Source organism: Streptomyces sp. LBL, from assembly GCF_029893585.1.
Classification (GTDB): domain Bacteria; phylum Actinomycetota; class Actinomycetes; order Streptomycetales; family Streptomycetaceae; genus Streptomyces.
Window position 1 is genome coordinate 13,588 of record NZ_JARXYX010000051.1, and the last position, 13,189, is coordinate 26,776.

Below are 13,189 nucleotides of genomic sequence, written 5' to 3' on the forward strand. Positions count from 1 at the left end.
GCGCCAGGCGGCCCCCACCCGACTGCTCTACGCTCACCCCGAGTGGGGACGCCCGGCCATGGGCTGAGCGTGTCCCGGCGAAATCGACGCCGGCCGTGCGCCGCCCGCTTCACGAGCGCGCGGCCACCGCCCCGGCCCTTTCCCGCTCCCCGACGAACCCACCGATCCGCTCCCGCAGCGACCGGGCGTCCAGTCCGTGCGCGGCGACATGCTCCGCCACGTCCCCGTACCGCCGCAGTTCACGCCGGCCCACCCCGAGGCCGAGCACCCGGTGGGGTACGTCGGCGAGCGCGTCGTTCGCGGCAGGGGTCGACGTGCCCGCCAGATACGGCTCGACGAGCACGACATCGGTCCCGGCCGACGCCGTGGCCCGGCGCAGCGCACCCGCGTCGAACGGGCGCACGGTCGTCGCGTACAGCACGGTCACGTCCAGGTCCGCCACGGCGTCGAGGACGTCGTCCAGCACGGGCCCCACGGCGACGACGACACCGGAACGTCCCTCGCGCACGGTGCGGAAACGGGCGCCGTCGACCGGGTGTGCCCGACGGTTCGACTGCGCCGAGAGTCGTACGTACACCTTGTCGTCGCCCGCGGCGACCGCGTGCCGCAGGAGCATCTCGGCCTCGTCCGGATGCCCCGGCACATGCACGGTCCAGCCGTCGAGGGTGTCGAGCAGGGCCACGTCGCCGGGAGCCATGTGCGTGTATCCGCCCGCCGGCCAGTCGAAGGACGCGGCGGCGCTGACCAGCACGGCCCCCACATCCTGGTGCCCGAGGTCCAGCTTGACCTGCTCGAAGGGCCGCTCCACGAGAAAGCTGGCGAACGTGTGCAGGACGGGCCGCAGCCCGGTCAGCGCCAGCCCCGCCCCCGCCCCGACGAGCAACTGCTCGCGGATCCCGACGTTGACGACCCGGTCCGGATGCCGGCGCTGTGCCTCGGTGAATCCGTCCCGGCCGATCTCGGCGAGGACGACCACGACCCGCGGATCCTCGTCGAGCAACCGCGAGACGACCGGGGCGAAACGATCACGCATGGTCTCCATGGGAGTCAGGGCCTTTCGGTAGGAGCGCTGCCGGGACGATGGGCTATGTGGGGCCGATGAGCTATGTGAGGCCGTTGAGGGGTGCCGGGGGCGTTGAGGGGTGCCGGGGCGGTGAGGGGTGTCCGGGTTCGGGGTGATGACAGGACGTCACGCGGACTTCGGCTCCACCCGGGCCACCACGGCATGCGGACGGCCCGGGTGAGCGGCGGTGAAGGCGGCGTACAACGCCTCGTGGTCGCGGCCGTCGACCGTCACCGTGGACCAGCCGGCGGCCTCGAAACGTGCGGTGATCCCGTCCGGCCGGGCATGCGTCGCGGAGGAGTTGTCGATCACGACGGTGTGCAGCCGCTCCAGTCCGGCGGGGCCGGCGAACGCGATCGCCTCGTGGTTGCTGCCCTCGTCGAGTTCGGCGTCCCCGACCAGGACCCACACCCGAGGCTCGTGCAGCCTCTGCGCGCGCAGCCCGAGCGCCGCGCCCACCGCGATCGGCAGCCCGTGCCCCAGTGACCCGCTGCCGATCTCCGCCCCCGGCACGAGCACCCGGTCCGGGTGATGGCCCAGCGGAGAGTCGTACGAGCCGAACCCGGGCAGCCACTCCACCGGTACGAAGCCCTTGGCGGCCAGCACGGCGTAGTAGGCCATCGGCCCGTGCCCCTTGGACAGCAGGAACCGGTCCCGGCCCGGGTCGTCCAGCCGCTCCGGTGCCACCCGGAGCACCCGGTCGTACAGGACCCACAGTGCGTCCAGCGTGGACGTCGCCGCCGGTCCGTGCTTCTCGTCGCCCGTCATCAGCCCCATCAGCCGGGGCAGTTCCGGGTACCCGTGGGTACGTCCTCGTTCCTGGGTGATCGTCATACGGACGATCCTGCAACCTCGACCAAGCTTGAGGTCAAGCGTCGACATGTGCCCTCGACGAACCCCTGGCAAAGTCGACATGCGCCCCGGCAAAGGAGCGCGCGTAAACGGGTGCGCGACCACCGACCCGAGTGCGGTATTGTTTCCCTGCACGTCCGGCCGGGGGAAACCCCAGGTCAGACAGCATCGGGACGTGGCGCAGCTTGGTAGCGCACTTGACTGGGGGTCAAGGGGTCGCAGGTTCAAATCCTGTCGTCCCGACGGTGTTCATCAGCGGGTCCGCCGAACATGGCGGGCCCGCTGAGTGCGTTCGTAGGACCCGTTGTCGCGTTCGCGGGACCGGTCAGTGGTCACCGTCGAGATCGGTGCGCCGGCGGAGCACCCGCAGCTCGTGATCGAGCTGCATCTCGTACAGCTTGCCCCGCGCGTTGTCGAAGGGGCGGTGGAGGATCATCATCAGCCGGCCTTCGAAGGTGTGGAACAGCATGCCGTGACCGCTGTCGTCGCGGACCAATGGCCGATGCTGCCGCCACGGTCCTGCGAGGTCGCCGGACGTCGAGACGGCGTAGGTCTGCACGTAGCCGCCGCCGATGGTGCCGTCCTGGGCGATCGCGTTCTTCTCGTACGTCGACCACAGCATGAGCAGGGATCCGTCAGGGGTGCGGTAGAGCTGAGGGCCGTCGGTGATGTAGGGCGGGAGCTGATGGGGTACACCGCTGGGGATCTGTTCGCTGATCCAGGACGCGTCCGAGGCCTTGAACAGGAAGAGCGGGTCCCCGATCGTCCGGGACAGGTCCGGAGCCAGCCGGATCGCCTCCATGGTTCCGTCGACGGTCTGCAGCCACTCGTGCGCGTACACCATCCAGGGCTGCCCGGACGGGTCGACGTAGAGGGTGCCGTCGAGGGTCATGAGATCGCCGGGCGGGGTGGGGCGTGAGGGGTCGACGACGGTGAAGGGGCCCAGCAGCGAGTCGGAGACGGCCGTGATCGTGCCGCGCATGTGGTTCGGTATCTGGAACGGCACGCCCCACTGGTTGGGCGGCGGTACGGGAAGCGGCTTGTCCTCGTTGTGCAGCGTGGTGAACAGGTAGTACTTGTCGCCCCACGCGTGCACCTCGGGCGCCCAGCCGCCGTCGGTCGCCCAGATCCCCCTCTGCTCGGCGGCCAGGAAGACCACGACAGGACGTGTCCAGTCGCGCAGGTCGTGGCTGCGGTAGACCATCGTGCCGGTGCCGTCCACGCCCGAAACGGAGGGGTCGTTGGACGTGTAGAGGTAGTAGGTGCGGGTCTTCGAGTCGGCGACGATGAACGGATCGTGCAGCGGCATGTCGGGAAGCCGCATCGGTTCGGGAAGCCGCATCGGCTCGGTCTCAGCCACGGTCAAAGAATACGCACCCCGGGCGCCACCCCGGGCGCCACCCCGGGCGCCACCCCGGGCCCCTGGGGCGCCACCCCGGACGTCCGGCGGGGGGAAGGTGCGTGAGAGACCTGCGTCAAGCGCCACCCGCCGGAGCCGAGGGCGCAGAGGTGGCATCTCCTCCGACGGTCAGGTCGCGCACCCCTTCGAGGGTCAGGTCGCGGTAAAACGCCTGGACTCCGTGCGTCGCGTCGCGGGAGACTCCGACTCCTGGCCTGGTTGTCCATACAAGGACGGAGTTGGGATGGGATCGCCTGAATCGCGCAAGGTCACGCCGAGCAAGGGCTCGGTGCTCCTCGCACTTCGTTACTACTTACGGGAGTTGTCCCGGCTCCGGAGGCTCACGGTGCCTGCGATGGTGCTGTCGGCGCTGGGCAACATCGGCATCAACTACGTCGCGCCGCTGGTCGTCGCGAAACTCGTGGGCCGCATCGCCGGCGACTCCGGCATCACCGTCGGCTCGACGCTGCCCTACGTGCTCGGCTTCGCCGGGGTCCTGCTGCTGGCGGAGGCGCTGTGGCGGGTCAGTCTGCACTGCATGAACCGTCTTGACGCCCGCGGCATCGAGCACCTGTACGTGATCGGCATGGACGAGCTGTTCGCCAAGGACGCCACGTTCTTCCACGACAACTTCGCCGGGTCGCTGACCAAGCGGGTCCTGAGCTTCGCCTCCCGCTTCGAGTTGTTCGTCGACACGTTGACGTTCCAGATCGTGGGCAGCCTGGTGCCACTGCTGTTCGGGGCGGTGGTGCTGTGGCGCTACGAACCGCTGCTCGTCGTAGGGCTCCTGGTGATGATCGCGGTGACGGTGGTGTGCGTGGCGCCCCTCATCCGTCGCCGTCAGGCACTCGTCGACCAGCGCGAGGAGGCGCTCGCCTGGATGTCGGGCCACGTCGCCGACAGCCTGATGAACATGGACACGGTCCGGGCCTTCGCAGCCGAGGAGCGAGAGGCGGCCGAGCACCGGTCCCGGGTGGCGGCGTCGCGGCGGCTCATGCTGAGGTCGTGGGACTACGGCAATCTGCGCATCGACACGCTGGTCGCGCCGATGTCCGTGGCCACCAACGCGCTGGGTCTGCTGCTCGCGGTCACGCTCGGCGGGGGCGCGCACGGGGTGGAAGCGGTCGTGGTCGCCTTCACCTACTACAACAACGCGACCCGCATCATGTTCGAGTTCAACCAGATCTACCGCCGCCTGGAGAGCTCGATGACGGAGGCCGCCCAGTTCACCGAGCTGCTGCTGACGCCGCCGACCGTGCTCGACCCGGTGTCGCCGGAGCCGCTGCTCACCCGGGGCGCCGACGTCCGCTTCGAGCGGGTGGACTTCGCGCACGCGGGCGCGGAGCCGCTCTTCGTGGGCCTCGACCTGACGGTGCCCAGCGGGACGAAGCTCGGCCTCGTCGGCCGGTCCGGCGGCGGCAAGACCACGCTCGGCCGGCTGCTGCTGCGGATGACGGACATCGACGCCGGCCGGATCCTGATCGGCGGCCAGGACATCAGCAGACTGCGTCAGGCCGACCTGCGCGGCCTGATCGCGTATGTGCCCCAGGACCCGGCGATGTTCCACCGCACGCTGCGGGACAACATCGCCTTCGCCCGCCCGGACGCCACCGAGGCCGAGATCCGCCGCGCGGCCGAGGCGGCACACGTCACGGAGTTCGCCGACGCGCTGCCGGCCGGCTTCGACACGATGGTGGGCGAGCGCGGGATCAAGCTGTCCGGTGGCCAGCGTCAGCGGGTCGCCCTCGCCCGGGCGATCCTGCGGGACGCGCCGATCCTGCTGCTCGACGAGGCGACCAGCGCCCTGGACTCCGAGAGCGAGCTCCTCGTCCAGGAGGCACTGTGGCGGCTCATGGAGGGGCGGACGGCGCTGGTGGTGGCGCACCGGCTGAGCACGGTCGCCACCATGGACCAGCTCGTCGTCCTCGACCGCGGACGGATCGTCGAACAGGGCACGCACCGGGAACTGCTCTCGTCCGACGGCGCCTATGCGAAGCTGTGGCAGCACCAGTCGGGCGGCTTCCTCGACGACGGCCCGCTTGACGACGGCCCCGTCGAAGGCAAACCCGTCGAAGCCAACCCCGTCGAAGCCAACCCCGTCGAAGGCGACCCCGCGGGGGCCGACCTGCACTGACGCCGTCGGCGCAACGCCTCAGATCACGCAGCCCACATGTGCCAGCGCCTGCTTGAGCAGCACCCCGTGGCCGCCCGGCATCTCGCTCTGCACCGCCGGGGACAGCGCCTCGTGGGGGCTGAACCAGACCAGGTCCAGGGCGTCCTGCCGAGGGCGGCAGTCGCCGGTGACCGGGACCACGTAGGCGAGGGACACCGCGTGCTGGCGCGGGTCGTGGTACGGCGTGACACCGTGGGTCGGGAAGTACTCGGCCACGGTGAAGGGCTGCAGGGAGGCCGGCACGTGCGGGAGGGCGACCGGGCCGAGGTCCTTCTCCAGGTGGCGCAGCAGGGCGTCGCGGACTCGCTCGTGGTGCATCACCCGACCGGACACCAGGGTCCGGCTGACCGTCCCGTCCGGACCGATGCGGAGCAGGAGTCCGATGCTGGTGACTTCGCCGCTGTCGTCGACGCGCACGGGCACGGCCTCGACGTACAGGATCGGCATACGGGCGCGCGCGGACTCGAGCTCGTCGGAACTCAGCCAACCGGGCGTGGTATCGGTCATGTCAGACATTGCTTGATCATACTTTCAGGAGGTGGCGGAAAAGCGGTAGACCTGGTGAGCGTTGTCCCCCGAAGTCCATGCGGCCATGCGCAGCGCGTCCGGCAGGCTCAGCTCGTCGGCGTCCACCCGTTCCTGGAGCAGACCGGCGAGGCCCTGCCGGAAGGCCAGCGCGCCGAGGTGATAGAACTCGGCCACACCATAGGCGTCGGAGCTGTACAGCAGTTTGCGGAACGGGGTGATCTCCAGCGCCTCCGCCAGGATCGCCCGGGCCCGGGCGGGCCCGACGTGGTGCAGGGTGAGGCCCACGTCGAGATACACCCGCTCGAACACCGCCGCCAGATAGGCAGCCTGACGCTGGTAGGGCCAGCAGTGCAGCAGAAGCACCGGGATCGTGCCGGCGGTCAGGTGCAGCCAGTCCGTCAGGTGGGTGGGGTCCACCCGGTGCAGCCGGATGTCGGCATCGCCGAACCCGGTGTGCAGCTGGAGGGGCAGGCCCAGGTCGACGGCGGTCCACAGCAGGTGCCGTACGAGAACCGGGTCGGCCAGCCGCCCGCCGTCGGCGAGCCAGTGCCGGGCCGCCTCGGTGACCTCCGTGCCGGAGGGCCGCACCGGGTCCAGGTCGAAGCCGGTGCGATACGCGGCGACCGATTTCACCGCCACCACACCCGGCTGCCGTACGGCGTGCTCCGCCGCCGTGCGAAACGCTTCGGCGTAGGCGTCCGGCTCGACTCCGCGCGTGGCCACCGCCTCGGCGACGGCCTCCAGCCGTACGACCTCGTACGCGGTCGCGCCGGCCGCCTCGGCCAGTTGGCGCGGTGTGGTGAGACGGTCCGGGGTGTGGCCGGTGTCCACGCAGAGGACGTCGGTCGTGGCGGCGGCGAGGAAGCGGCGGTTGGCCTCGGGAGCGCCGAGTTCGGCCCGGCGGGCCAGGTACACGTCGGCGGGAGCGTGGCGCGGAAGGTCGAGGAGGGGAGCGCAGTGGCGGCGGACGGCCACGCCGACCGGAGTGTCGAAGGGCGAGATCCCCGGCCAGGGTGCGCCCTCCGTGAGCAGCGACTCGAACGCCGGACGGTCCAGGTCGCCGGGCACGACGCCGTGGCAGTGGTGGTCCACCAGCCGTGCGCCGCTGAGCGCCTCGTGGACGGGGCCTGTGTTCATGTCAGCACTTCCTTTCAGCCCTTCAGCCCTTCAGCCCTTTTCCTTCAGCCCTTTTCCTTCAGCCCTTTTCCTTCAGTACGTCCCTTCAGTACTTCCATCGGTACGCCGCCGCCACCTGCTCGTCGTCCAGCCCGTCGACGGCCGCGATCTCCCCGCGGCGGACGGCGATCACCGCGTCCGCGAGGACCGGGCCCAGCGCGGTCCGCAGCCGGGCGTCCTCGCGAAACTCCTCGACCGCCTCGTCCAGCGAGGTCGGCAGCCTGTGCACACCCCGGGCCGCCGCCTGCCCGGTCTCGAACCGGGCCGGGTCGCCGGTGATCTCCTCGGGCAGCGGCATCGAGGACGTCATGCCGTCCAGTCCGGCGGCGATCAGACAGGCGAGCGCGAGGTACGGGTTGGCGGCCAGGTCGACCGGTTTGACCTCCAGGTTCGCGGCCTCGTCGCGCACGCCCGCCGTCCCGGTGACCACCCGCACCGCCGCCTCACGCGTCTCCCGTCCCCACGCGGTGAAGACCCCGGCCCACTGGGAGGGCCTGAGCCGGAGGTAGCTCGCCGGGCTCGGTGCCGTCACGGCTGTGAGAGCGGGAAGGTGGGCGAGGACGCCCGCCGCGAAGCACTCGGCGTCGTCCGTCATGCCGTAGCGGCCGGTGCCCCCGGAGTGCAGGTTCACGCCCTCGCGCCAGGCGGAGAGATGGATGTGGCCGCCGTTGCCGACGCCCTGCGCGCGGACCGCCGGGGCGAAGGAGACGGCGAGGCCGTGGCGGGCCGCCACCGCACGAACCGTCTGCCGCACCAGCACGCTCCGGTCGGCCGCCGCCACCGGGTCGAGAGCCCCCACCGACACCTCGAACTGCCCGGCCGCGTACTCGGGATGGAGCTGCTCGACCTCGACCTGCTGCGCGGCGAACGCGGCCAGCAGGTCGGCGGTGTAGTCGCTGAGCTCGACCTGGCGGGCGGCGCTGTACGCCGGTCCCGTCGTCGCGGGCACGAAGTCGCCGCCGGACGGCCCCTGCGCAACGGCCCACTCGACCTCGATGCCGGCCCGGAAGGTGAGACCGTGGTGTGCGGCGGCCTCCCGGACGATCCGGCGCAGGACGGTCCGCCCGCACCCCGGATGCGGCTCGCCCTCCTGGGTGATCCGGTCGACGGGCGCCCACGCCCAGCCCGGCTGCCCGACCAGCACCACCAGGTGGTCCAGGTCGGGATACAGCCGCAGATCGCCGTCCGGCGAGCCGAGCACGTCCGTGGTGACGATCGAGTCGTTCGCCAAAAAGGTGTCGAACACCGGGGACATACCGACACCCCAGGCCGCGGCGGCGGCGAGCCGGGCCGTGGGGACGGTCTTCACCCGGGCGACGCCCGCCGTGTCGACGTAGGAGAGGACGATGCCGTGCACGCCCTGCCCGGACAGCTCCCCGGCGAGCGCGGCGGCCCGTTCGACGTCCCCGGGGCGTCCGCCGGGGACGGGATCGGCAAGCGTGGTCATACGTCCTCCTCGACGGGCCCGGCCGGACCCGCGGCCGGGTCGGCGCCGACGTCAGGGTTTCACGGCCACGGCGCCGAACTGCGGTACCACGACGGGGGAGCCGTGCTCGGCACGCCACCGCGAACACGACACCAGCCCCGGCTCCAACAGCTCCAGACCGTCGAAGAAGGCGGCGATGTCCTCGCGGCCGCGGGCGGTGATCGGCGGGGTGGCGTTCTCGTTCCAGAACTTCATCGCCGGGATCTGGCCCTCGCCGCCGAGATCGAAGTCGAAGGTGGGGTGGGTGAGGGCCAGGTAGCTGCCGGAGGGCATCGCCGCCATCACACGGCGGGCGATGTCCCGGGCCTCCTCCGTGTCGAGGACGAAGTTGAGGATGCCCAGCATCATCACCGCGACCGGCTTGCCCAAGTCGAGGGTCCGGGAGGCGCGTTCGAGGATGACGTCCGGGTCGCGCACATCGGCGTCGATGTAGTCGGTGACGCCCCCGGCGGCGCTGGTGAGCAGGGTGCGGGCGTGCACCAGCACGATGGGGTCGTTGTCGACGTAGACGATCCGTGAGTCCGGCGCGATCCGCTGGGCGATCTCGTGGGTGTTGTCCACCGTGGGCAGCCCGGTGCCGATGTCGAGGAACTGCCGTACGCCCCGCTCCTCGGCGAGGAAGCGCACCGCGCGGCCCAGGAACCAGCGGTCGGCGCGGGCGATGTCCCGGATGATCGGGAACATTTCGGCGACCTGCTCGGCGACCTGCTGGTCGACCTCGTAGTTGTCCTTGCCGCCGATCCAGTAGTTCCACACGCGCGCGTTGTGTGCCACACGGGTGTTCAGCGGCGCCGACGTGCCTGCGGGGGTGTGGCTGTCGCTCACGTCCGTGCTCCTTCTCGCGCCTGCGGGCGTTCGCGGCCATTGTGCCGTCCGGTGATCTGCTGTGTCCCGGGAACGGCCGGAGGGGAGGGAAGGGAAGGGAAGGGAAGCGGAAGGAAGGAGACGGGCGGAAGGGAGACGGTCAGTCGATCTCGTTCGGATCCGCGGGCGGTGTCCGGCCGGCCTGCACGTCCTTCAGGCGCGGGGTGCCCTGCCGCACCGCCTGTCCGACGGAGTCGGACTCGCCGCCGGCCAGGCCGCCGGCCGTGACGGTGATCGCGTCGGTGCCGACGCGTACGACGGCGATGTCCAGGGTGAGCGTGGCGGGCGCGTCGGCCGCGGTGCCCTGCACCGTCACGTGCAGCCCCTGCCGGGCGTCCCCCTCGTCCGGCACCGGAGCCTCGGTCACCTGGACCGTCCGCTTGCCGCCCGCCGAGTCGGTCACCGTGAACTCGTCGCACGTCACCGGCAGGGACTTCAACCGGTTCAGGGAGGCGTCGAGGGCGGCCCGGTCGTAGGCGGCGACCTGGTAGAGGAGCCGGGAGTCGCCCTGTTCGAAGCCGGTCAGCGCGGACGCTCCGGACGGCTTGCCCAGCAGGTCGTCGCCGTAGAGCGTGTCGAGCAGCTGCTGGCAGTCGGCGGCCTGGGCCTTGGCGGTGAGGAAGTCGGCGACGTCCACCTTGCCGACGAGCAGCTTGTCCCGCCAGGACGCGGCGTCCGCGACCTTCGTCCAGTCGTCCTCGATGTCCGCCTCGGTGATCAGCGCGGCCCGCGCCCCGGCCTCGGTGAGACGGCCGGACGCGGAGGGGGTCGGCGACTTCGCGGCGAGCGGGGTGGCCGACCCTTCGGCGACGGGCGACGCGGGGACGTCCGCGGCCTGCGAGCCGCCGCCGTCGTCGTCCGAACAGGCCGAGGCCGTCAGCAGGGCGCCCGCCGCCAGGGCCGATGCGAGGAACCGGACAGGAAGGGGCGGACGAGCGGTCATGACGGGATGCCTCCTGGGGAGCTGGTGGGACGCGGCCGGTGATGCCCTCAGCGCACCACCGGCCCTCGCGGCCCACCAGCGCACGGGCCTGTTCGAGTGAGGGCGACGCCCTCCACCGGCGGCGACTCGAACGCCCCGCCCGGCATGCCCGCCCCCGCCCGCCCGGCGACACTGTCCGCATACGTCACCCGGATCCCAAGGAGCGGTCATGCTGCCCGGATTCCTCGCCAGGGCGATCGAGGCACTGCTCGGCCGCGAGGGACGCTCCCTGCACCTGAGGGCGGCCGGTGGGGCGCTGCTCGTCCTCGTCGTGGTGATGCTCACCGGTTCATGGGCCGTGGTCGCCGCTGAACAGGGTGCGGAGGGAGCCACTCTGACGACGTACCCGAGAGGCTTGTGGTGGTCGGTCGAGACGGCGACCACCGTCGGCTACGGCGACTTCTACCCGGTGACCCTGGGGGGCCGGATCGTCGGCGTGGTGGTGATGGTCGTCGGCATCACGACGTACGGCATGGTCACCGCGGCCCTGGCCACCTGGTTCGTGGGCCGGGAACGGAAGCGTCGGGGCCGGATCGCGCACCAGGCCGGTGCGGACCTCCGCGCCCTGCACGAGCGCTTCGACCGACTGGAGCAGCTGCTGTCGGCCCACTCGAAGGACAGCTGAGGCTCTGCCCTTCTCCCTGTACGTGTTGCTCGGTGCGTGTTCCTGTTTGTTCTCTGTTCCTGTACGTGTTCCGACCGGCCGTCGGTCAGTCGGCCTTGGGCCAGTTCTCCGCGTCGAACATCCAGCGCTGCTTCTCCAGCTCGGCGGTGATGGTGATCAGCAGGTCCTGGGTGACCGGGTCGGCCTTCTCGGTCGCCTCGATACGTTCACGCAGTCGCCCGATGGCCGCATCCAGGGCCTCGACCATCACCCCGACGACGTCGGTGTCCCGCACCCAGCCGTCCTTCGGGCTCGGCAGCGTGAATGCCGACGCGACGGTCTCCGGCCGCCCGTCCGGCGGCAGGCCGAGCGCCGCCGAGCGCTCCGCCACCGTGTCGGAGAAATCACGGGCGGCCGACACCAGCTCGTCCAACTGCAGATGGATCGAGCGGAAGCGGGGCCCCACAAGGTTCCAGTGGGCCTGCTTCCCGACCAGGGAGAGCCCGAGAAGATCCACCAGGGTGCTCTGCAGCGAGTCCCCGACCACCTGCCGGGCGGATTCGGGAATCGTGCTCTTCACGACAGTCATGCGATGCTTTCCCTTCTTACGCCGGTTCCGGCCGTACGGAGCAGTGCGTCCCGTTCCACCTCGCCGGTTCCGCCCCACACGCCCGAGGTCTGCCCGCTGCCCAGCGCGAACTCCAGACATCGGTGAACCACCGAGCAGCGGGCGCAGACACGTTTGGCGGCCGCGGTCTCCCGCAGCGCCGGCCCGGTCGTGCCCACGGGAAAGAACAACTCGGGGTCCTCTCCGACGCAGGCAGCACTGCGCAGCCACTCCATAGCAGCGCGGGTGCCCAGGGCGAACTGGTGCAAACACGTCAGGGAAACGCCTCACAGGTGATGCCTCAGCCTGTGAGCACCTCGTCCAGGAAGCGCGTCACGTCCGCGAAGACCAGCGCCTTGTCCGTCTCGTGCAAATCTGCACACCGGCCATCTGCACACCGGCCATCTGCACACCGGCCACCTGACGAGACCCTCCTTACGGCTCCCGGTTCCTTGCACATAGCATCGGTGTTCGCATGAACACGATGACCCTCTGGCACATCTCCGGCTGGGAGTTCGCCGCCCTCGCCTTCGCCGCTCTGCTTGTCGGCTTCTCCAAGACGGCCGTCAGCGGGGCCAACACCGTCAGCCTGGCGATCTTCGCGGCGGTTCTGCCCGCCCGCGCCTCCACCGGCGTCCTGCTGCCCGTACTGATCGCCGGGGACGTTCTCGCCGTGCTCACCTACCGTCGGCACGCGCACTGGCCCACCCTGTGGCGGCTGTTCCCGGCGGTCGCGGTGGGCGTGGTCGCCGGCACGCTGTTCCTGGTGTGGGCGGACGACGGGATCGTCCGCACGTCGATCGGCGCGATCCTGCTGCTGATGGCCGGGGTGACGGTGTGGCGTCGCCGCACCGCCGCCGCGGAGGGAAAGCCGGACACGGTCGCCACCCGCACGGGCCGCGCCAAGGCCCGCTCGTACGGCGTCCTCGGCGGCTTCACCACGATGGTCGCCAACGCGGGCGGCCCGGTGATGTCGATGTATCTCCTTTCCGCGGGCTTCCGCAAGCTCGGCTTCCTCGGGACCTCCGCCTTCTTCTTCCTGATCGTCAATGTGTCGAAGGTGCCGTTCAGCTTCGGCCTCGGCCTCATCGACGGCCACTCGCTGCTCCTCGACGCGGCGCTCCTGGTGTTCGTCGTGCCCGGCGCGTTCCTCGGTAAATGGGCTGTGCACCGGATCAACCAGCGCTTGTTCGAGCAACTGGTGATCGCGGCGACGGTGGTGGGCGGCGTGCAGCTACTGGTCCGCTGAGCCGACGGACAGCCGGCGGTGGACGCTGGACGACCGGCCCCCCCCACCAGCCACGGCCGCCCCCACCAGCCACGGCCGCCCCCCCCACCAGCCACGGCCGCCCCCCACCAGCCACGGCCGCCCCCCACCAGCCACGGCCGCCCCCACCAGCCACGGCCGCCCCCCACCAGCCGCGGCCGTCCCCGACCGCCTCCGCACCGCCCGCA

Annotated in this window: 13 protein-coding genes and 1 tRNA gene; 4 read left to right on the forward strand and 10 right to left on the reverse strand. The window is 71.1% G+C overall.

Annotation, left to right across the window (positions count from 1 at the left end; genetic code table 11):
* Positions 1-109 precede the first annotated feature (109 nt).
* Positions 110-1,042: a transketolase gene (locus M2271_RS39535; RefSeq protein ID WP_280892303.1), complete on the reverse strand. Its 933-nt coding sequence runs from the start codon at positions 1,040-1,042 to the stop codon at positions 110-112.
* A 147-nt stretch (positions 1,043-1,189) separates the two neighbouring features.
* Positions 1,190-1,897: a thiamine pyrophosphate-dependent enzyme gene (locus tag M2271_RS39540; RefSeq protein WP_280892304.1), complete on the reverse strand. Its 708-nt coding sequence runs from the start codon at positions 1,895-1,897 to the stop codon at positions 1,190-1,192.
* 187 nt (positions 1,898-2,084) lie between these two features.
* Between M2271_RS39540 and M2271_RS39545 the strand changes: the two genes are divergently transcribed.
* Positions 2,085-2,158, forward strand: a tRNA-Pro gene (locus M2271_RS39545).
* An 82-nt stretch (positions 2,159-2,240) separates the two neighbouring features.
* On the opposite strand, the gene M2271_RS39550 is transcribed toward M2271_RS39545, so the two are convergent.
* The gene (locus tag M2271_RS39550; protein WP_280892341.1) at positions 2,241-3,257 is read right to left on the reverse strand and encodes a glycoside hydrolase family 43 protein; all 1,017 of its coding nucleotides are present in this window, start codon (positions 3,255-3,257) and stop codon (positions 2,241-2,243) included.
* Between the two features lie 301 nt (positions 3,258-3,558).
* Here M2271_RS39550 and M2271_RS39555 point away from each other — a divergent pair, with 301 nt between their 5' ends.
* A complete protein-coding gene (locus M2271_RS39555) occupies positions 3,559-5,448 on the forward strand; it encodes an ABC transporter ATP-binding protein (RefSeq protein ID WP_280892305.1) in 1,890 nt (629 codons plus the stop codon).
* An 18-nt stretch (positions 5,449-5,466) separates the two neighbouring features.
* Here the strand turns inward: M2271_RS39555 and M2271_RS39560 are convergent, their stop codons facing one another.
* The 5 genes from M2271_RS39560 to M2271_RS39580 all read right to left on the reverse strand — a co-directional run bounded on the left by M2271_RS39560 (position 5,467) and on the right by M2271_RS39580 (position 10,484).
* Positions 5,467-5,994, reverse strand: a complete 528-nt coding sequence (locus M2271_RS39560; RefSeq protein WP_280892306.1) for an NUDIX hydrolase family protein — start codon at positions 5,992-5,994, stop codon at positions 5,467-5,469.
* Positions 5,995-6,018: 24 nt separating this feature from the next.
* Positions 6,019-7,152, reverse strand: coding sequence for an amidohydrolase family protein (locus M2271_RS39565; protein WP_280892307.1), 1,134 nt, complete (start codon positions 7,150-7,152; stop codon positions 6,019-6,021).
* Between the two features lie 85 nt (positions 7,153-7,237).
* Positions 7,238-8,638: a glutamine synthetase family protein gene (locus M2271_RS39570; protein ID WP_280892308.1), complete on the reverse strand. Its 1,401-nt coding sequence runs from the start codon at positions 8,636-8,638 to the stop codon at positions 7,238-7,240.
* A gap of 51 nt (positions 8,639-8,689) precedes the next feature.
* Positions 8,690-9,502 (reverse strand): SAM-dependent methyltransferase, encoded by an 813-nt coding sequence (locus M2271_RS39575; RefSeq protein WP_280892309.1) that lies wholly within the window; start codon positions 9,500-9,502, stop codon positions 8,690-8,692.
* A gap of 139 nt (positions 9,503-9,641) precedes the next feature.
* Positions 9,642-10,484 (reverse strand): hypothetical protein, encoded by an 843-nt coding sequence (locus tag M2271_RS39580; RefSeq protein ID WP_280892310.1) that lies wholly within the window; start codon positions 10,482-10,484, stop codon positions 9,642-9,644.
* A 208-nt stretch (positions 10,485-10,692) separates the two neighbouring features.
* On the opposite strand from M2271_RS39580, the gene M2271_RS39585 reads away from it, so the two are divergent.
* Complete coding sequence (locus M2271_RS39585) at positions 10,693-11,148, forward strand: potassium channel family protein (RefSeq protein ID WP_280892311.1); 456 nt, start codon at positions 10,693-10,695, stop codon at positions 11,146-11,148.
* Positions 11,149-11,233: 85 nt separating this feature from the next.
* Here the strand turns inward: M2271_RS39585 and M2271_RS39590 are convergent, their stop codons facing one another.
* Together M2271_RS39590 and M2271_RS39595 are read right to left on the reverse strand one after the other, a co-directional pair.
* The gene (locus M2271_RS39590; protein ID WP_280892312.1) at positions 11,234-11,716 is read right to left on the reverse strand and encodes a DNA starvation/stationary phase protection protein; all 483 of its coding nucleotides are present in this window, start codon (positions 11,714-11,716) and stop codon (positions 11,234-11,236) included.
* Positions 11,713-11,970, reverse strand: coding sequence for a WhiB family transcriptional regulator (locus M2271_RS39595; protein ID WP_280892342.1), 258 nt, complete (start codon positions 11,968-11,970; stop codon positions 11,713-11,715). The genes M2271_RS39590 and M2271_RS39595 overlap by 4 nt, the downstream gene beginning before the upstream one ends.
* A gap of 239 nt (positions 11,971-12,209) precedes the next feature.
* Here M2271_RS39595 and M2271_RS39600 point away from each other — a divergent pair, with 239 nt between their 5' ends.
* Complete coding sequence (locus M2271_RS39600) at positions 12,210-12,983, forward strand: sulfite exporter TauE/SafE family protein (RefSeq protein WP_280892313.1); 774 nt, start codon at positions 12,210-12,212, stop codon at positions 12,981-12,983.
* The last annotated feature ends 206 nt before the right edge of the window (positions 12,984-13,189 follow it).